A 16,708-nucleotide genomic window follows, 5' to 3' on the forward strand; every position below is an offset into this window, starting at 1 on the left:
CGCGGGAAGGCACGAGTTCCCTTCGTGCCCCGAGAGTTACGATATTCAGAACACGGGCTTTTCGAACTCGGCCAGGTTGTCGGCGGTGATCTTGGGCGTCTCGAAGAAGTTCATCTTCGGCACATCCTCTCCCGACAGCACGTCGAGGGCAGTCTGGAGGGCCGCTTCCGCGTCATCGACCGGTGACTGGTAGATGGAGCCGTAGTACTCGCCACGTTCGATGGCCTCGTAGCCCACGGCGAAATTGGTGGCGCCGATGAACACGATCTCATCGGCGCGGTCGGCGCTCTTGGCGGCATTCAGGGCACCGACACCCATGTTGTCATCTCCGGCGTAGACGCCGTCGATGTCATCGTATTTGGTGAGGAAGTTTTCCATGACCCGCTGGGCCTTCTCGCGGTTCCAGTCCGCGGGCTGGGTCTCCACGAGTTCGATCCCGGGGCATGCCTCGGCCAGTCGCTCCTCGAAGCCCTGGGAACGCTCCATGGCCGTGGTGTACCCCGGCTGGCCGGCGATCTGCACGATCTGACCCTCGCCGTCGAGTGCCTCGCACATCATCTCGGCAGAAGAAGCCCCCTGCTGGACGTTGTCGGGGCCGGAGAAGGAGGCGATATACTCCATGCCGGCCTCGGCGATCTTGGAGTTGGTCACCACGACGGGGATACCGGCTTTATGAGCCTGACGGATGGCCGGAATCACCGCCTGACCATTGGTCGGCCAAATGATGATGGCATCCACATTCTGCTGGATGAGATCCTGCATCTGGCCGATCTGACGTGCCACATCGCCGCCGGCATCGAGCACCACGATATCGACATTGCCTTGCTTCTCGGCCGCCTCCTCGAAGGCGCTTTCATAGGTCGTCTGGTAGCTGTCGACACCGACATTGTTCTGGGTGATGCCGATCCGGTAGGACTCCTCGGCCTGAGCGAGGCCCGCGGAGAGCATCATGACACTGGTCGCTAGCGCTGTTTTGTAGAACATGTTGTCACCTGCTTTGTTTTAGTTGGTCTCACCGACTCGCCGGAGGGGCTTGTCAGGGTCAGGGGGAGCTTAGGGCCGAGGCTTGATTCACCGCAACGCGACCATCCTGTCGAAATGACCAATCTGGATACTTTTCCGTCCCGCTTCGCCCGAGGAAGGGGCAATGTCTGGGAAAAGGCGGCGCTACGGCCTGTTAACCCGCTGTAATGACAGGGGGGGAAGCCCCATGGCAACTGTTACTGAGGAATTCCGTGATAACGGCAAAGCGATGGCGCAGACGCAAGACGCCCCGCCTGTCGTCGACAGGCGGGGCGTCTGATCACGCTCCCGAGCCAGCTCGGCTGGCCACTAGGCTACCGGCGCCAGCCTGCTGGCAACGATGGCCTGCTGTCGCGCACCACGTCGAACCCGCGCGCTCAGTGGCCTTGCGGTTCGAGCAGGCGCTGCCAGAGCTCGATGACGGCCTCGCGATGCGCCCGGAAGTCCTCGTTGCTCCCGCGCCCGGCCCCACCGGTCAGGGCCGTCCGGTGGGCGGCAGTGCGCAAGGCCAGGTAGGCCTCGCGCAGTCGCTGGCACGTCTCGGCCGGCAGGCGCTCGGTGGCCTCCAGGGTCTCGAGGATGCGCATGTTGTCGCTGTAGGCCAGGAGGTCCGGCGTCTCATGGCCCATGGCCAGCACCGCGTACTGGCAGAGAAACTCGATGTCGACCATCCCGCCGGGGTCGTGCTTGAGATCGAAATCGTCGCCCTCGCCCTTGCTGCCCAGGTGGTCGCGCATCTTGTGGCGCATCTTCACCACCTCCTTGCGCAGCGCCTCGAGATCCCGCTGGCGGCCGAGGATCTCGCCGCGAATCTCGTCGAAACGCTCGGCCAACCGCGGATGGCCGGCCACCACCCGGGCCCGCACCAGGGCCTGGTGCTCCCAGGTCCAGGCCTGCTCGCGCTGGTAGTCGGCGAAGGCCGCGAGCGTCGAGACCAGCAGCCCGGAGTTGCCCGAGGGGCGGAGGCGCATGTCCACCTCATAGAGGCTGCCCGCCGGCGTCACCGCGGTGAGCAGGTGGATGATCCGCTGGCCCAGCCGGGTGAAGAAGACCGCATTGTCGATGGGACGCTTGCCATCGGTGGTCCCCTGGGTGGCACCATCATGGAGGAACACCAGGTCCAGGTCGGAGCTGTAGCCCATTTCGATGCCGCCGAGCTTGCCGTAGCCGACCACCAGGAACTCGGGCTCGCTGCCGCAGCGCCCCTCCTCGCGACGTTCCGGGAAGCCATGCTTGCGGGTCAGGTGCTTCCAGGCCATGGCCAGTACCGCCTCCAGGACCACCTCGGCGATGTAGGTGAGATAGTCGCTGACCTTCATCAGGTGGCGGGTGCCGGCGATGTCGGAGGCCGCCACGTGCAGCACCTGGGCATGCTTGAAGACCCGCAGGGCCTCGAGCTGGGCCTCCTCGTCATCCTCAGGCAGCCGCCCCAGGGCCTGGCGCAGCTCGTCGGCCAGGCGCTCCTTGTCGGCCGGAGTGTAGAGGGTCTCCGGGGTCAACAGCTCATCGAGCAGGATGGGATGGCGGGCGAGCTGGGCGGCGATCCAGGGGCTGGCGCTGCACAGCTTCATCAGGTGCCCCAGGGCATCCGGGTTCTCGCGCAGCAGCGCCAGGTAGGCGGTGCGTCGCAACACCGCCTCGACCAGCGGCAGCACCCTCTCCAGGGCGATGTCCGGGGTCTCGCTGCCGGCCACGGCATCGAGCAGCAGCGGCATCAGGGCCTCCAGCCGTTCGAAGCCGATACGCTGCATGGCCTGCACCTGGCGGGACTGGCGCATCGCCCGTAGCCGGCGCAGGGCGGCATCCGGTTCCGCCAGGCCGGCCTCCTCCAGCAGCTCCCGGGCCTCGTCCTCCTCCAGCTCGTCGCGCCACAGTGCGCGCCACTCCTCCAGGCCGACGGCACCGGAGGCCTGGTCGGCGTCATCGGCCTCGTCCACCTCCTCCTCGGGCTCGGCGATCACCTCATCGAAGTGCCGGCGCACCCGCTCCCGGACCTCGTCGAGGCGTGCCATCACCGCCGGCCAGTCCTCCATGTCGAGCGCCAGGGCCACGCGCTCGCGGTCGTTATCGTCGTCGGGCAGGGTCTGGGTCTGGCGATCCTCCAGGGCCTGCAGCACATGCTCCAGGTCGCGCAGGAAGGCATAGTCGGGCATCAGCTCGTCGACGACCTCCCGGGGCAAAAGGCCGAGCTCGGGCAGGCGCTCCAGGGCGGTCTTGAGCGAGGTGACCTGCAGTTCGGTGTCGCGGCCGCCGCGGATCAGCTGGAAGGCCTGGACCACGAACTCCACCTCGCGAATGCCCCCGGGGCCGAGCTTGATGTTGCCCTGCATCCCCTTGCGCCGGACCTCACGGTTGATCATCGACTTGAGCTCGCGCAGCGACTCGATGGCGCCGAAGTCGAGGTACTTGCGGTACACGAAGGGGCGCAGGCTCGACAACAGCTCGGCGCCCGCCCCCAGGTCGCCGGCCACCGGCCGTGCCTTGAGCATGGCGTAACGTTCCCACTCGCGCCCCTGATCCTGGTAGTAGCCGGCAAGCGAGGAGAAGCTCCCCACCAGGGGACCGCCATCGCCCAGCGGGCGCAGGCGCATGTCGACGCGAAAGGCGAAGCCGTCGGCGGTCACCACATCCAGGGCGGTGATCAGCCGCTGGCCAAGCTTGGTGAAATATTCCTGGTGCTCCAGGGACTTGCGACCGCCCTCGGTCTCGCCCTTCTCGGGGAAGGCGAAGATCAGGTCGATATCGGAAGAGAGGTTCAGCTCGCCGGCACCGAGCTTGCCCATGCCCAGCACCACCAGCCGCTGCTCGCTGCCGTCGCGACGCGGGGCGGGCCACCCCCAGCGCGGCGCGAAATGCGCCTCGAGCCAGGCCAGAGCCGCCTCCACGCAGGTCTCGGCGAGTCGCGACACCGCGCCACTGGTCTCCCACATGTCGATGCCCGGGGGGCGGGTCAGGTCACGCCAGACGATGCCCAGCATGCGTGCGCGACGAAAACGGCGGATGGCGCCATGCAGGGCCTCCTCGTCCTCGGCGACCTCCAGCCTCTCGTCGAGCCAGTCGCGTTGGGCCTCCGCGGAGGGCGTTGCGTCCAGTTCGCCGCTGGCATCCAGGTGCAACAGCCACTCTGGATAGCGCACCAGGGTCTCGGCGGCGAAGGTCGAGACGGCCAGCACCCGCGACAACTGACGGCGCCGCTCATCCGACAGCGCCAGCCAGTCCTCCAGCGGGGAGTCGCTGCCGTTCATGTCGGCCAGGTTGTCGGCCTGCTCCAGCGAGCTCGCCAGCCTGTCGCGAGCGTGCGCCAGGGGAGCCCTCAGGGGCTCGGGAATGTCATCCAGCGGCAGGAAGTCATCGGGCAGGGCCATGGGCATCTCGCATCCGGTTCTCGAATGCCTCCAGCATAGCGAAGCCAGCCCTGCTCCATAACCTAGGCGAGGAATTTCTGCCAGACCAAGAAGCCCCAGGTCAGGCCGACGATCAACAGCGAGAGCATCACGGCCGCCGAACTGATGTCCTTGGCGCGCCCAGAGAGCTCATGGTGCTCGGTGCCGATGCGATCCACCACGTTCTCGATGGCGCTGTTGAGCAGTTCCACGATCAGCACCAGCAGGCAGCTACCCACCAGCAGGATCCACTCTACCGGCCCCTGGCCGATCCACCAGGCCAGCGGCAGCAGGACCAGGCAGACCCCGAGCTCCTGGCGGAAGGCTGCCTCGTTGCGAAAGGCAGCCCTGAGTCCCTTGAGGGAGTAGCGAGTGGAGTGCACCAGGTGCTGCCAGCCGGTGTATCCTGGCTTCATGTCGCGAGGTCCGGGGTATCAGTGGGCATCGATCATCTCCTCGAGGTCGGCGGCCAATGGGTCGAGTACCTGCTGCCAGTTGAGCCAGGGGGTGTTCGAGGTACCGTTGACGATCGCCGCGAACACGCCCCACTGCCCGCTGCGGGTGCGGAAGTAGCCGCCCACGGCGCGCACCGCCACCGGCTGGTTGAGGGTGCCGGTCTTGAGCATCACATGCTGCTGGAAGGTCGTTGATCCGCGGCGCAGGAAGCGCATCACGCCGTTGGCCGGCGACTGCAGGGCAGCGACGAAACTGGGGAAGAGTGCCGGCCGACGGTACATGCTCTCCAGCAGGGCGGTGATGCCCGCCGCCGAGGTGCGGTTCTCGGGGGTGAGACCGCTGCCGCTGCGCAGGGTCACGGGACCATGGTCGGGCAGACCGGTCACGAAGGCCTCCAGCGCCCCGCCGGCCTGCACCAGGCCGGCGCGGGGGGATTCCACCAGGTTCAGCGCCAGCTGGTCGGCCATGAAGTTGTTGGAGTGGTTGAGGGTGCGCAGCAGCAGCTCCTGCAGCGGCTCGCTCTCCACCTCGGCCAGGGAGCGGGCCTCGGCCGGCGGCTCGGTGGACGCCACCCCGGCACCGTCACGCACGCCGATTCCGGCCTGTTCCAGCATCGCCAGCAGGGTGGCCGCACTCTGGCGCGCCGGGTCGGAACTGGCCCGGTAGATGGACCGGGGGCGGGCATTGGTGGAGATCTGTCCGCTCACCACCATCACGTCGCCGCTGTCGCGAAGCACCCGCTCGGCATTGAGCCGGGTGCCGCTGTCGTCGGGCTTGGTCTCGACGCGGTTGTCGATCCCGACGATCGGCGCCTGGCTGTCGCAGCTGGTGATGCGGGCGGACTCGCCGGGCACGGCGGCGGGGGCCACGCTGACGCACCAGCTGCCATGGTTCACCCCGGCCGAGGAGAGCAGCGCACTGTAGGCGTTGGCCACCCGGGAATGGGCCTGGCAGCGGTCGGTGGTGATGCACTCTACCGGCCCATAGCGCCACTGGCTGACCACCAGGCGCCCCTCGACCCGGCGCACGCCTGCCTGGTGCAGCCGCTGCGTCAGCCGCCACAGGTCCTCGCTGGTCAGCATAGGGTCGCCCCCGCCGTCGAGCACCAGGTCACCGTGCAGCACCCCCTCCGCACCGGGCTCGGCCAGGCTTACCAGCCGGGTGGAGAAGCGGTGCTGCGGCCCCCAGCGCTCCAGTGCCGCCGCCGCCAGGTAGACCTTGGACACCGAAGCCGGTGACAGCTGGCGCTCGGGCCCGATGGCGCCCAGGACCTCGCCGCTGTTCAGCAAGCGGGCCTCGGCACCGAGCAGGAAGCCCTTGTCGGCGAGTTCGGCCAGGCGGGTGAAGCCGCTCGCCTGGGCGAAGAGCGGCAGCAGCGTCAGCAGGACGCAGAGCAGCGGGCGACGGAGCATGGGACCTCCAGGCAGCATGAGAGGCCTCAGCTTAATGGGATGAGACGGAAGAGAACACCTGGATCACCACCACGCCACCAACGATCATGGCGAGGCCCAGCATTGCCGGCAGGTCCGGCTTCTCCCCATAGACCAGGATACCCACCAGGGTCACCAACACGATGCCGAGCCCCGCCCAGAAGGCGTAGGCGATGCCCACGGGCATGGTGCGCAGCACCAGGGCGAGCAGGTAGAAGGCCAGCCCATAGCCGACCACCACCGTGACGCTGGGCCACAGCCGGGTGAAGCCCTCCGAGGCCTTCAGCGCACTGGTGGCGATCACCTCGGCGACAATCGCCAGGGCCAGGAACAGGAACGCCATCATCCTTCTTCCCCGGCGGCCGGCAGCGCGCCCCCGGGGACCAGCCCGGGAGCGTGGGGCAACTCGACCACCAGCCGCCAGAGCGCCTGTCCGCTGCCATGGTACTTCTGCTCGAAGGGCGTCAGGCAGGCCTCCCCCGGCACGAAGGGTGCCGCCTCGGCTGCCACTCCGGTGGCCTGGGTCACCGCCAGGGCGAACTCCTCCACGTAGAGCCGCCAGTTGGAGCGCAGCTCCAGCCGGCCGCCCAGGGCCAGGATCACCGGCAGCACCGGATGCCCTTGCCAGCGCATCTTCAGGTGGGCGGCCTTGGGGTAGGGGTTGGGATAGAGCAGGTAGTGACGCACCGGCCGCCAGCCCTCGGCCAGTGCCAGCCGCCAGAAATCCACCAGGTCGGCACGCACCAGCAGGGCATTGTCCGGCAGCCGGCCATGGTCCCGGGACAGGCGGTCGGCGCTGCGGTCGACGCCAATCACCGCGGCGGCCGGATACTGCTCGGCCAGCCGGCGCGTCGAGAGTCCCACGCCGCATCCCGCATCCAGGATCAATGACGCTCCGTCGCGGCGCTCGAGCCAGTTGCGGGCCCGGGCAAAGGCCTCGTGGGTGTGCTCGGCGAATGGCTTGCGCAGGGGATGCGCCAGGGCCCGCGCCACGCGGCGGGCCAGGCCCTCGTGGGGGGCGGTCTGGCGGCTGACGATGGATCGCGAACGGGCAGTCATATGTCAGCGGGCTCGGCGTAAACGGAAAGGGGAAGCATTCTACCAGCCGAAAGCCCACCGCGCAGGGGGCGCCGGCATGACGCCGCCACGGGCCGGGTGCTATGATCCATGGCCTGACAGCGACTAAATGCAGCCACGATATCAACCGCACAACGAGGAACCCGGCTTGCCACACTTACCGGTGATCGTCGGCATGGGCGGCGTGAATCCCGCCGGCCGAACCTCGGGCCACCAGGCGTTTCGCCGTACCGTGCTCGACGCCCTGCCCGACGACGACCAGGCCCGCACCCTGCTGGGCCTGGCGGCGATGATGCGCCTGGCCGACTGCCAGGCGGATGGCGCCTGGCATGACGCCGAGGGCCGGCCGCTGGACGCCGCCGGGATCGTCGAGCAGACCCGCCAGCAGGTGCTCGACCACACCCTGATCCGGCGCATCGAGGATCCCCGCTTCAACGAGGAGGGCCTGCCGGCCAACCGCAAGGCGAGCCTGGCGCTGGACACTCCGCTGACCTTCCGCATCCGTCGCCGGCAGTTGCCCGACGACCTGCCCCCCACCTGGCAGGTCAAGGAACTGGACCGTCAGAGCCTCGAGGTCACCGTCCCGGCCGGCACCATGGAGGTGATGTTGCCCGAGACGCGCCCGGCCCAGGTGCGCGCCGCCGGTCAGCTGCCCTCGGGGTTCGAGCCCAGCCGACTCTACCGCAGCGTGCACCACCCGCGCGGGCTCTCCATGACCGTCTTCGCCGCCAGCGACTGTCTGGGCGACAGCGGACTCGAGTGGGATGGGCTGCGCGACCGCCTGGACCCCGACGAGGTTGCCGTCTACGCCGGCAACTCCATCGGCCAGCTCGACGACGAGGGCTGGGGCGGCCTGCTCAAGAGCTTCGTCTCCGGCAAGCGCGCCACCTCCAAGCAGATGCCGCTGGGCTACGGCCAGATGCCCGCCGACTTCATCAATGCCTATGTACTGGGCAGCGTCGGCGGCACCGGGGCGGCCCTGGGCGCCTGCGCCAGCTTCCTCTACAACCTGCGCCTCGGGGTGGACGACATCCGTGCCGGGCGGCGCCGGGTCGTGCTGGTGGGCACCGCCGATGCCCCGATCACGCCCGAGGTCATCGAGGGCTTCCGCACCATGGGCGCGCTCGCCGATGATGACGGCCTCAAGGCCCTGGATGCCCTGGAGCTGCTCACCGACGCCGACTATCAGCGTGCCTGCCGTCCCTTCGCCCGCAACTGCGGCTTCACCATGGGCGAGTCCAGCCAGTTCATCATGCTGATGGACGACGTCCTGGCCCTGGAGACCGGTGCCGAGGTCCTCGGCAGCGTGCCGGGCGTGTTCGTCAATGCCGACGGCTGGAAGCGCTCGATCTCCGCCCCCGGCATCGGCAACTATATTTCCCTGGCCAAGGGGGCCGCGCTGGTGCGCGACATGCTCGGCGAGAAGGCCCTGCGCGAGCGCACCTTCCTCCATGCTCATGGCACCAGCACGCCCAAGAACCGCGTCACCGAGTCCCATGTCTTCGACCAGGTGGCCCGCGCCCACGGCATCACGGCGTGGCCGGTGGTGGCGGTGAAGGCCTTCGTCGGCCACTCCCAGGGCAGTGCCGCCGGCGACCAGCTGACCAGCGCCCTGGGCAGCTTCGCCCACGGGCTGCTGCCGGGCATCTTCACCCTGGATGCGGTAGCCGACGACGTCCATGCCGAACGCCTGAAGCTGTTCCGCGACCCACTGCCCTTCGTCGCGGATGCCGCCTTCATCAACGCCAAGGGCTTCGGTGGCAACAATGCCACCGGCGTGGTGCTCTCTCCTGCGGTGACCGAGCGACTGATGGCCGAGCGCCACGGCGAGACCGCCGTGGCCGCCTGGCAGAAGCGCCGCGAGGCCACCCGGGAGGTCGCCGCGGCCTTTCATCGGGCCGCCGACCGAGGCCATTTCGAGGTCCGCTATCGCTTCGGCGAGGGCGTGCTGGAGGGCCCCGAGCTCGACGTCGGCCGGGACGCCATCCGCATTCCCGGCTATGCCCAGGAGGTATCGCTGGCCGTGGACAACCCCTTCGGACGACTCGACGAGGGAGACGCGTGATGAACACCGCCATCTATCCGGGCACCTTCGACCCCATCACCAACGGCCACCTCGACCTGATCGAACGCGCCGCCCGGCTGTTTGACAAGGTGGTAGTGGCCATCGCCACCAGCCCCGGCAAGGGGCCTGCCCTGGACCTCGATACCCGCATCGCCCTGGCCCAGGAGGTGGTGGCCGGCCTCGACAACGTCGAGGTGGTCGGCTTCTCGGGGCTGATGACCGAATTCATGAAGCAGCAGAAGGCACGCGTGCTGCTGCGCGGCCTGAGGGCGGTGTCGGACTTCGAGTACGAGCTGCAGCTGGCCAACATGAACCGCGCCCAGATGCCGGAGCTGGAGACGGTCTTCCTGACCCCGGAGGTGGAGAACTCCTACATCTCCTCGACGCTGGTGCGCGAGATCGCCCGGCTCGGCGGCGATGTCTCCAAGCACGTGCATCCCAGGGTCGCCGAGACGCTGAAGAGCCATTACAATACCTGACCAGGAAACTCGGGATTACCCCCTTCCCGGGACCGCTTGCCGGCCAGCGACATCCGTGAGGTACCCCATGGCCCTGATGATCACCGATGAGTGCATCAACTGCGACGTCTGCGAACCCGAATGCCCCAACGGCGCCATCTCGCCGGGGGAAGAGATCTATGTCATCGACCCCGGCCTGTGCACCGAGTGCGTCGGCCACTACGACGAGCCCCAGTGCCAACAGGTCTGCCCGGTGGATTGCATTCCGCTGGACCCGGAGCACAAGGAGAGCCGTGAGGCGCTGATGGAGAAGTACCACCTCATCACCGCGGCCTGACCCCGTTCGACGCCAGCACAACCGACGGCGCCCCGCTCGATGAGCGGGGCGCCGTTGTCTGGAGCAGCAAAAACTCAGCCCCTTTTGCCCGGTTATCCTGTCAAGAACGCAGAGGGACTGGCCGTCGCCTGCAGCCGGCCTACATCTCGTCGGCGCGCCTGCTCACCTTGCACCCCAGGCAGCGCCGGAAGGCCGCCTCGGCCGGGGTCTTGATCAGGGTCTCAGCCGCCCCGTCCACGTTCCCCCCCAGGGCGGTGAACGGCAGCGACACCAGGAAGATCGCCGCACCGCCCACCGTGGCCGCCGCCAGCAGCGGCCGGGCGACGACCGCATCGGCAATCATCGCCCCGCCGCTGGGCTGGGCCTCCATGCGCTCTCCCTGTGCCACGGCCGGCAGGCTGCCCAGCAGCATCACCAGCGCCAGCATGGCAAACATCGTGCTCTTGCCCAGTCGCTTCATCATCCTCGCTCCCTACCCTGTCGCCTGGATTGTCGCCCTGCCGGCCGCCGCCGGACCATGGCATTCATTCGAATTAGCACCTAGAATCTTCAAAGTTACATCCTTTCACAGGATCTTACATCAGGGTAGCCGGCTTTCGCCGCATGCCCAACCCCGCGGGCCCCGCCCGCCCCATGCAAAGGAGCGCATGATGAAACGCCTGATCGCCACCGCCGCCCTGGCCGGCCTGGTCGCCTCGCCCGCCTTCGCCCAGAGCTATCAGTACAACCCCGCCGAGGGGCCCTACCTGGGTGCCGGGATCGGTCATGCTTCATTGGACAATGAGGGACTGAGCTGGCTTGATCGCAACGGATTCAACACCGATGACAGCGATACCGGTTACAAGCTATTTGCCGGTTACCAGTTCAACCCCAACTTTGCTGTAGAAGCTAGCTATGTAGACCTTGGAGATTTCTCAGCCAGTGGCGCTGAGGGGGGCGATAGCGTCAATCTGGAGCTAGGTATCGATGGCTTCACAGCAGCTCTGGTCGGCAAGCTACCGATCCAAAATGGTTTCAGTGTCCATGGCAAGCTGGGGATGATCGCTTGGGATGCCGACATCGATGGGAATGCGACGGTCGATGGCACCTACTATCGTGAAACTGCCGGCGAAGACGGCACCGATCCCTTCTATGGCATCGGCGCCGAATATGAGATCGACCAGGTCATGATGCGTGCCGAGTACGAGCGCTACGACATCAGCGACAGCGGCGAGGATTTCGAGGTCGACCTCTTCTCCGCCAGCCTGGGCTACCGCTTCTAGCCCCTGACACACGCCCTCGACGGCCCCGCCAACCGGCGGGGCCGTTGCGTTCCGGGCCGGGACACGCCACCCTGCCCCGTTTCACCGCCAAGGACCCCGCCGTGACGTCGCCCAAGACCACTGCCCGCGCGGGCACGCGACAGCGCATCCTATCGCTGGCCTGGCCGATCATCCTCTCCAACATCACCGTGCCGCTGCTCGGGCTGGTGGATACTGCCGTGGTCGGCCACCTGCCCGACTCGCGCTATCTCGCCGGGGTGACCCTGGGCGCGACGCTGTTCAGCTTCCTCTACTGGGGTTTCGGCTTCCTGCGCATGGGCACCACCGGCCTCACCTCCCAGGCGGTGGGCCGCGAGGCGGACGGTGAGGTGCGCAACCTGCTCGGCCAGTCGCTGCTGCTCGCCCTGGTGATCGGTATGGGGCTGATCCTCGCCGGTGGCCCATTGGTGACCCTCGGACTGTGGCTGCTCGACGGCAGCGAGGTGGCCACGGCGCTGGCCGCGGAGTACGCCCGCATCCGCCTGCTCTCCGCCCCGGCGGTGCTGGCCAACTACGCCATCCTCGGCTGGTTCCTCGGCCAGCAGAACTCACGGGTAACGCTGGCCATCCTGGTGCTGACCAACGGCGTCAACATCGCCCTCGACCTGCTGTTTGTGGTGGGGCTGGGGATGGCCAGCGACGGCGTGGCCTGGGCCACGGTGCTCGCCGACTACACGGCACTGGCCTTCGGCCTCTGGCTGGTCTCGCGCCAGCTCAAGCTGCTGGAAGGGCGCTTCCTGCGCGAACGACTGCTGCGCCTGGCCGCCTATGGCGAGCTCTTCCGGGTCAACGCCAACCTCTTCGTGCGCACCCTGGGGCTGTTGTTCGCCATGGCCTTCTTCACCTCCCGCGGCGCCGCCCAGGGCGACACGGTGCTGGCGGCCAACGCCGTACTGCTGCAGTTCATCATGCTGACCAGCTACGCGCTGGACGGCTTCGCCCATGCCGCCGAGGCGCTGGCCGGCCGTGCCGTGGGCCGCCGACGCTTCGACGAGTTCGGCCAGGTCGTCCGCAGTGCCGCGCGCTTCTCGCTGGTCACAGCGGGGCTGGCAGCGCTGGCCTTCGCCCTGGGGGGCAAGTGGCTGATCGCGCTCCTGACGGGCCTGCCGGAGGTGCGGTCCACCGCCGGCGACTATCTGCCCTGGATGGTCGTCATGCCGCTGGTGGCGGTGTGGAGCTACCTGCTGGATGGCGTCTTCATCGGGGCCACGGCGATCCGCGAGATGCGCAACAGCATCTATGCAGGACTCGCCGTCTACCTGCCACTCTGGTGGCTGACCACGCCCCTGGGCAACCACGGTCTGTGGCTGGCCTTCCTGGCCTTTGCCGTGGTGCGCTCGGGCGTGCTGGCGGCCTACTACCGGCACCACCGCCGCTCCCGCTGGCGCCACCACACCGCGGCCGACGGCGTTGAAGGAGTCTCCCGCGCCGGGTAGCGCAACCCTCTGAGGTTGCGCTACTTTCTTTCAGACACGCGACAACTCGACCACAGAAGAAGGGAACCCTCATGCTCAAGGCCCTATCGAGACCAGCCGTCAAGCTGGTCGAACGCTACCTGCCCGACCCCTACATCTTCGTCCTGCTGCTGACGATCATCGCCGCCGCCGCGGCCATCGCAGTGGAACGCCAGACCCCGCTGGCGGTGATGCGCTTCTGGGGCGACGGCTTCTGGGGCCTGCTGACCTTCTCGATGCAGATGCTGCTGGTCCTCGTCACCGGCTACATGCTGGCCAGCTCCCCGCCCGTCAAGCGCCTGCTGCAGAAGCTCGCCGGCCTGGCGAAGAATGCCGGCAGCGCCATCATCCTGGTCACCCTGGTGTCGCTGGTCGCCAGCTGGATCAACTGGGGCTTCGGCCTGGTGGTAGGGGCGCTGTTCGCCAAGGAACTGGCCCGCCTGGTGCGCGTCGACTACCGCCTGCTGGTGGCCAGCGCCTACTCCGGCTTCATCGTCTGGCACGGCGGCCTGGCCGGCTCGATCCCGTTGACCATCGCCACCGACGACCATTTCACCGCCGAGCAGATCGGCGTGATCGGTACCGGCGATACCATCTTCTCGCTGTTCAACCTGGCCATCGTGGCCTGCCTGTTCATCGCCGTACCGCTGGTCAACCGGCTGATGCTCCCCGACGAGAAGGAGAGCGTCTATATCGACCCCAAGCTGCTGGGTGACGACGAGGAAAGGCGCGTGCGCATCACCCGTCCCGCCGAGCGCCTGGAAAACAGCACGACCCTGGCCTGGCTGGTAGGCATCCCCGGGGTGCTGTTCCTGCTCGACCACTTCATCTTCCGCGACGGCGGCCTGAACCTCAACGTGGTCAACTTCCTGTTCCTGTCGCTGGCCATCGTGCTGCACCGCACGCCCCGTAGCCTGCTCGAGAGCCTCCAGGAGGCGATCAAGGGCGGTGCCGGCATCGTCATCCAGTTCCCCTTCTATGCCGGCATCATGGCGATCATGGTGCAGTCGGGGCTGGCCGAGAGCATGTCGGAGACCCTCATCTCCTTTGCCACCGAGACCACCCTGCCCTTCTGGTCCTTCATCAGCGCCGGTATCGTCAATATCTTCGTGCCCTCAGGTGGCGGCCAGTGGGCCGTGCAGGCGCCGGTGATGCTGCCCGCCGCCCAGGCCCTGGGCGTGGACATTCCCCGGGTGGCCATGGCCGTGGCCTGGGGGGACGCCTGGACCAACCTGCTGCAGCCCTTCTGGGCCCTGCCGGTGCTCGGCATCGCCGGCCTCAAGGCCAAGGACATCATGGGCTTCTGCCTGATCCAGCTGTTCATCACCGGTATCATCATCGCGGTGGGCCTGACCTGGTTCTGATCACCGGGCCTGACTGCCCCGCATCAAACGCCTTGCTCCCCTCGCGGGGGCAAGGCGTTATGCTGTAGGAAACCTCAAGGGAGCATGACGATGGACGACCAACCGCTGAACGGGCAGCACGAGCTCTCGATGACCGTGCTGATGACACCGGACATGGCCAACTTCAGTGGCAAGGTGCATGGCGGCGCCATCCTCAAGAAGCTCGACGAGGTGGCCTATGCCTGTGCCAGCCGCTATGCCGGCCACTACGTGGTGACGCTGTCCGTCGACCAGGTGCTGTTCAAGCAGCCGATCCATGTCGGCGAGCTGGTCACCTTCCTGGCCTGCGTCAACCATGTCGGCAGTTCTTCCATGGAGATCGGCATCAAGGTGGTGGCGGAGGACATCCGCAAGAAGGTGATCCGCCACACCAACAGCTGCTACCTGACCATGGTGGCCGTGGACGACACCGGCAAGCCGGCACGGGTCCCGCCTTTGAAGCTGGCGACCCGGCTCCAGAAGCTGCGTTTCGAGAAGGCGGCCCTGCGCAAGAAGTTGCGCAAGCAGGCCGAGGAGGAAGAGCGTCGCACCCAGGCCGAGCACGGCGACCCCTGAGAAGAAGCGTGCGTCAGCCGCAATTCAGGGCGGTGATCCGGTCCCGGTCGTCCAGGCGAACATTGAGGCGCTCGGCCCGGTAATCGAGGGTATGGGCCTCGCCGGGGCGCATCACGCGCAGCGTGTCGGTACCGCTCTCTTCACGAAGGGACGCACCCAGCGCCTCATCGAAGTGGCGCCCCACCCGGTCCTGGACGCGGCCGGCACCACAGGCATCCTCGACCTCGGTGACGCGAGGAGGCTCGGGTGCCGGCGCGCGGGGAACCGGGGGATCGTTCGTGGCACTGCAGGCGGTCATCAGCGACAGGCCAGCGGTGGCCAGCCAGGGTTTCCAGGCGAGCAACATGCGGGAGTTCCAGCTAGTGAACGGGGATCTTGTCGAAAAATGAATCAAGTCGGGCACGCCGAAGGGCGTGCCCGTGTCAACCTAGGCAGGCTTGCTATGCCGGATGAGCGGGAGCTCAGCTGGCGGCATCCTGCACGGCCTCGCCACCCTGCTCGACGTCCCGACCGGCGCCTTCCATGGTATTACACCCGGCGAGCAGGCCGGCGGTCATCAGCAGCATGAAGCCCATGGCGATCACTTTCTTCATGGCATGTCCTCCTTAACGGGTTCAGGGATCCATTCCTTGCCGTGAAGCAATGGCAATTTCAGCCTAGCAGCCCACTCGCCAACCTGCTCCGGGACAGCAACGTCAGGAGCTGGAGCGCTGGATCGCCTCGCCGCCCTCCTCGATGTCCTCGCCGGCCCCGCGCATGGTATTGCAGCCGCTGAGCAGGGAAAGGGTGAAAAGTGAGACCACTATCAGCGATATCATTCGTTTCATGATGGCGTCCTCGTTGCCGTTCCCGATGTGGAACACAAGGGGTGTCCCCTTAAATCTAGCAGATACGGCGAAAGTGCCCAGTGGGCTCACCCCAGCAGCAGCCGCAGGATGATCGCGATGATCACCGCGATGGTCAGCCACTTGACGACGAAGGCGCCACGCGGGCTCATGTTGACTTTCACCGCCAACCAGGCCCCCAGCATGCTGCCGGCCGCCAGCACCAGGCCGTAGCCCCAGCGCACCTGATCGTTGGCCAGGAAGATGGCCAGAGCCGGCAGGGTGTAGACCAGTATGATCAGCACCTTGAAGACGTTCACCTGGGCCAGGTCGATCTTCAGCATACGGTAGAGCACCACGATAAACAGGATGCCGACACCAACCTGGATAAAGCCGCCATAGAGGCCGATGGCGAACATGGCCAGATAGACCGCCGGCGTGAGGCGCTCCGGTGTCAGGGTCCGGGTCTCCAGGCGCGGCTGGGGCAGCAGCATCAACACCGCCGAGCACGCCATCACCGTGATCAGGATCGCCTCGAAGAGCCCATCCCCGGTCTGCAGGGCGAGCCAGGCACCGAGCACCGAGCCGACCACTGCCGGCACCGAGAGCCGCAACGAGAGGCCCAGGTAGCGTGCACCGGCACGGAAGAAGCTGGTCACCGCGGAGATGCTCTGCAGCGCGATCGAGACCCGGTTGGTGCCGTTGGCCGCCTGAGGCGGCAACCCCAGGAACATCAGCAGTGGCAGGGTCAGCATCGAGCCCCCGGCGGAGAGCACGTTGATGAACCCGGCCAGGGTCCCGATGGCCAGCAGGGCAAGCGCCTCGAGCAGCGTCATGACAGCGTCCGTTTTTTGCGGGTCGGAGAAAGGCCGTCCAGCATACCGGGGCAGCCCTGTAGGGGGAATCTGCCCCGATATCGGGTAGTTGTGCCATGATGACGGA

At 67.2% G+C, this 16,708-nt stretch carries 18 protein-coding genes; 7 read left to right on the plus strand and 11 right to left on the minus strand.

The features are described from left to right. Window positions 1-45: 45 nt before the first annotated feature. From QLQ83_RS04560 to trmB, 6 genes are all read right to left on the minus strand, one after another. Complete coding sequence (locus tag QLQ83_RS04560) at window positions 46-984, minus strand: sugar ABC transporter substrate-binding protein (RefSeq protein WP_282734370.1); 939 nt, start codon at window positions 982-984, stop codon at window positions 46-48. Between the two features lie 416 nt (window positions 985-1,400). Continuing rightward, on the minus strand, window positions 1,401-4,388 hold the full coding sequence (gene glnE, locus QLQ83_RS04565; RefSeq protein ID WP_282734371.1) for a bifunctional [glutamate--ammonia ligase]-adenylyl-L-tyrosine phosphorylase/[glutamate--ammonia-ligase] adenylyltransferase: 2,988 nt from the start codon (window positions 4,386-4,388) through the stop codon (window positions 1,401-1,403). 62 nt (window positions 4,389-4,450) lie between these two features. Next, entirely contained in the window at window positions 4,451-4,822 is a 372-nt protein-coding gene (locus QLQ83_RS04570) for a diacylglycerol kinase (RefSeq protein ID WP_282734372.1), read from the minus strand. Window positions 4,823-4,840: 18 nt separating this feature from the next. Then, window positions 4,841-6,274, minus strand: a complete 1,434-nt coding sequence (dacB, locus tag QLQ83_RS04575; RefSeq protein ID WP_282734373.1) for a D-alanyl-D-alanine carboxypeptidase/D-alanyl-D-alanine endopeptidase — start codon at window positions 6,272-6,274, stop codon at window positions 4,841-4,843. 31 nt (window positions 6,275-6,305) lie between these two features. Next, window positions 6,306-6,638 (minus strand): DMT family transporter, encoded by a 333-nt coding sequence (locus tag QLQ83_RS04580; protein ID WP_411971114.1) that lies wholly within the window; start codon window positions 6,636-6,638, stop codon window positions 6,306-6,308. Then, window positions 6,635-7,351 (minus strand): tRNA (guanine(46)-N(7))-methyltransferase TrmB, encoded by a 717-nt coding sequence (gene trmB, locus QLQ83_RS04585; protein WP_282734374.1) that lies wholly within the window; start codon window positions 7,349-7,351, stop codon window positions 6,635-6,637. Before trmB ends, QLQ83_RS04580 begins: the two co-directional genes overlap by 4 nt. 193 nt (window positions 7,352-7,544) lie before the next feature. On the opposite strand from trmB, the gene QLQ83_RS04590 reads away from it, so the two are divergent. The 3 genes from QLQ83_RS04590 to QLQ83_RS04600 all read left to right on the plus strand — a co-directional run bounded on the left by QLQ83_RS04590 (window position 7,545) and on the right by QLQ83_RS04600 (window position 10,229). Then, window positions 7,545-9,434, plus strand: a complete 1,890-nt coding sequence (locus QLQ83_RS04590) for a beta-ketoacyl synthase (RefSeq protein WP_282734428.1) — start codon at window positions 7,545-7,547, stop codon at window positions 9,432-9,434. Next, complete coding sequence (coaD, locus tag QLQ83_RS04595) at window positions 9,434-9,913, plus strand: pantetheine-phosphate adenylyltransferase (protein WP_282734375.1); 480 nt, start codon at window positions 9,434-9,436, stop codon at window positions 9,911-9,913. Before QLQ83_RS04590 ends, coaD begins: the two co-directional genes overlap by 1 nt. Before the next feature lie 67 nt (window positions 9,914-9,980). Beyond that, entirely contained in the window at window positions 9,981-10,229 is a 249-nt protein-coding gene (locus tag QLQ83_RS04600) for a YfhL family 4Fe-4S dicluster ferredoxin (RefSeq protein WP_282734376.1), read from the plus strand. Window positions 10,230-10,368: 139 nt separating this feature from the next. On the opposite strand, the gene QLQ83_RS04605 is transcribed toward QLQ83_RS04600, so the two are convergent. Further along, on the minus strand, window positions 10,369-10,692 hold the full coding sequence (locus tag QLQ83_RS04605; protein ID WP_250063600.1) for a hypothetical protein: 324 nt from the start codon (window positions 10,690-10,692) through the stop codon (window positions 10,369-10,371). 187 nt (window positions 10,693-10,879) lie between these two features. Between QLQ83_RS04605 and QLQ83_RS04610 the strand changes: the two genes are divergently transcribed. The 4 genes from QLQ83_RS04610 to QLQ83_RS04625 all read left to right on the plus strand — a co-directional run bounded on the left by QLQ83_RS04610 (window position 10,880) and on the right by QLQ83_RS04625 (window position 14,942). After that, window positions 10,880-11,491 carry a porin family protein gene (locus QLQ83_RS04610; RefSeq protein ID WP_282734377.1) on the plus strand — a complete coding sequence of 204 codons (612 nt, stop codon included), beginning with the start codon at window positions 10,880-10,882 and terminating at the stop codon, window positions 11,489-11,491. A gap of 101 nt (window positions 11,492-11,592) precedes the next feature. Next, complete coding sequence (locus tag QLQ83_RS04615; RefSeq protein WP_282734378.1) at window positions 11,593-12,966, plus strand: MATE family efflux transporter; 1,374 nt, start codon at window positions 11,593-11,595, stop codon at window positions 12,964-12,966. Window positions 12,967-13,037: 71 nt separating this feature from the next. After that, complete coding sequence (locus QLQ83_RS04620; protein ID WP_282734379.1) at window positions 13,038-14,348, plus strand: short-chain fatty acid transporter; 1,311 nt, start codon at window positions 13,038-13,040, stop codon at window positions 14,346-14,348. A gap of 84 nt (window positions 14,349-14,432) precedes the next feature. Beyond that, on the plus strand, window positions 14,433-14,942 hold the full coding sequence (locus tag QLQ83_RS04625) for an acyl-CoA thioesterase (protein ID WP_282734380.1): 510 nt from the start codon (window positions 14,433-14,435) through the stop codon (window positions 14,940-14,942). Between the two features lie 13 nt (window positions 14,943-14,955). Here QLQ83_RS04625 and QLQ83_RS04630 read toward each other — a convergent pair whose 3' ends face one another. The 4 genes from QLQ83_RS04630 to QLQ83_RS04645 all read right to left on the minus strand — a co-directional run bounded on the left by QLQ83_RS04630 (window position 14,956) and on the right by QLQ83_RS04645 (window position 16,602). Continuing rightward, window positions 14,956-15,288: an I78 family peptidase inhibitor gene (locus tag QLQ83_RS04630; protein ID WP_282734381.1), complete on the minus strand. Its 333-nt coding sequence runs from the start codon at window positions 15,286-15,288 to the stop codon at window positions 14,956-14,958. Window positions 15,289-15,403: 115 nt separating this feature from the next. Beyond that, window positions 15,404-15,535 carry an entericidin A/B family lipoprotein gene (locus QLQ83_RS04635; protein WP_282734382.1) on the minus strand — a complete coding sequence of 44 codons (132 nt, stop codon included), beginning with the start codon at window positions 15,533-15,535 and terminating at the stop codon, window positions 15,404-15,406. Between the two features lie 102 nt (window positions 15,536-15,637). Beyond that, window positions 15,638-15,769 (minus strand): entericidin A/B family lipoprotein, encoded by a 132-nt coding sequence (locus QLQ83_RS04640; RefSeq protein WP_282734383.1) that lies wholly within the window; start codon window positions 15,767-15,769, stop codon window positions 15,638-15,640. Window positions 15,770-15,855: 86 nt separating this feature from the next. Further along, window positions 15,856-16,602 carry a sulfite exporter TauE/SafE family protein gene (locus QLQ83_RS04645; RefSeq protein ID WP_282734384.1) on the minus strand — a complete coding sequence of 249 codons (747 nt, stop codon included), beginning with the start codon at window positions 16,600-16,602 and terminating at the stop codon, window positions 15,856-15,858. Window positions 16,603-16,708: the final 106 nt, after the last annotated feature.

It is taken from the genome of Halomonas rhizosphaerae (assembly GCF_030010555.1).
In the GTDB taxonomy this organism is placed as follows: domain Bacteria; phylum Pseudomonadota; class Gammaproteobacteria; order Pseudomonadales; family Halomonadaceae; genus Halomonas; species Halomonas rhizosphaerae.

What these genes read in the sequence shown, in the direction of transcription:
- QLQ83_RS04560 (WP_282734370.1), bottom strand. Translation starts at nt 984, where the DNA reads ATGTTCTACAAAACAGCGCTAGCGACCAGTGTCATGATGCTCTCCGCG.
- glnE (WP_282734371.1), bottom strand. Translation starts at nt 4,388, where the DNA reads ATGGCCCTGCCCGATGACTTCCTGCCGCTGGATGACATTCCCGAGCCC.
- QLQ83_RS04570 (WP_282734372.1), bottom strand. Translation starts at nt 4,822, where the DNA reads ATGAAGCCAGGATACACCGGCTGGCAGCACCTGGTGCACTCCACTCGC.
- dacB (WP_282734373.1), bottom strand. Translation starts at nt 6,274, where the DNA reads ATGCTCCGTCGCCCGCTGCTCTGCGTCCTGCTGACGCTGCTGCCGCTC.
- QLQ83_RS04580 (WP_411971114.1), bottom strand. Translation starts at nt 6,638, where the DNA reads ATGATGGCGTTCCTGTTCCTGGCCCTGGCGATTGTCGCCGAGGTGATC.
- trmB (WP_282734374.1), bottom strand. Translation starts at nt 7,351, where the DNA reads ATGACTGCCCGTTCGCGATCCATCGTCAGCCGCCAGACCGCCCCCCAC.
- QLQ83_RS04590 (WP_282734428.1), top strand. Translation starts at nt 7,545, where the DNA reads ATGGGCGGCGTGAATCCCGCCGGCCGAACCTCGGGCCACCAGGCGTTT.
- coaD (WP_282734375.1), top strand. Translation starts at nt 9,434, where the DNA reads ATGAACACCGCCATCTATCCGGGCACCTTCGACCCCATCACCAACGGC.
- QLQ83_RS04600 (WP_282734376.1), top strand. Translation starts at nt 9,981, where the DNA reads ATGGCCCTGATGATCACCGATGAGTGCATCAACTGCGACGTCTGCGAA.
- QLQ83_RS04605 (WP_250063600.1), bottom strand. Translation starts at nt 10,692, where the DNA reads ATGATGAAGCGACTGGGCAAGAGCACGATGTTTGCCATGCTGGCGCTG.
- QLQ83_RS04610 (WP_282734377.1), top strand. Translation starts at nt 10,880, where the DNA reads ATGAAACGCCTGATCGCCACCGCCGCCCTGGCCGGCCTGGTCGCCTCG.
- QLQ83_RS04620 (WP_282734379.1), top strand. Translation starts at nt 13,038, where the DNA reads ATGCTCAAGGCCCTATCGAGACCAGCCGTCAAGCTGGTCGAACGCTAC.
- QLQ83_RS04625 (WP_282734380.1), top strand. Translation starts at nt 14,433, where the DNA reads ATGACGATGGACGACCAACCGCTGAACGGGCAGCACGAGCTCTCGATG.
- QLQ83_RS04630 (WP_282734381.1), bottom strand. Translation starts at nt 15,288, where the DNA reads ATGTTGCTCGCCTGGAAACCCTGGCTGGCCACCGCTGGCCTGTCGCTG.
- QLQ83_RS04635 (WP_282734382.1), bottom strand. Translation starts at nt 15,535, where the DNA reads ATGAAGAAAGTGATCGCCATGGGCTTCATGCTGCTGATGACCGCCGGC.
- QLQ83_RS04640 (WP_282734383.1), bottom strand. Translation starts at nt 15,769, where the DNA reads ATGAAACGAATGATATCGCTGATAGTGGTCTCACTTTTCACCCTTTCC.
- QLQ83_RS04645 (WP_282734384.1), bottom strand. Translation starts at nt 16,602, where the DNA reads ATGACGCTGCTCGAGGCGCTTGCCCTGCTGGCCATCGGGACCCTGGCC.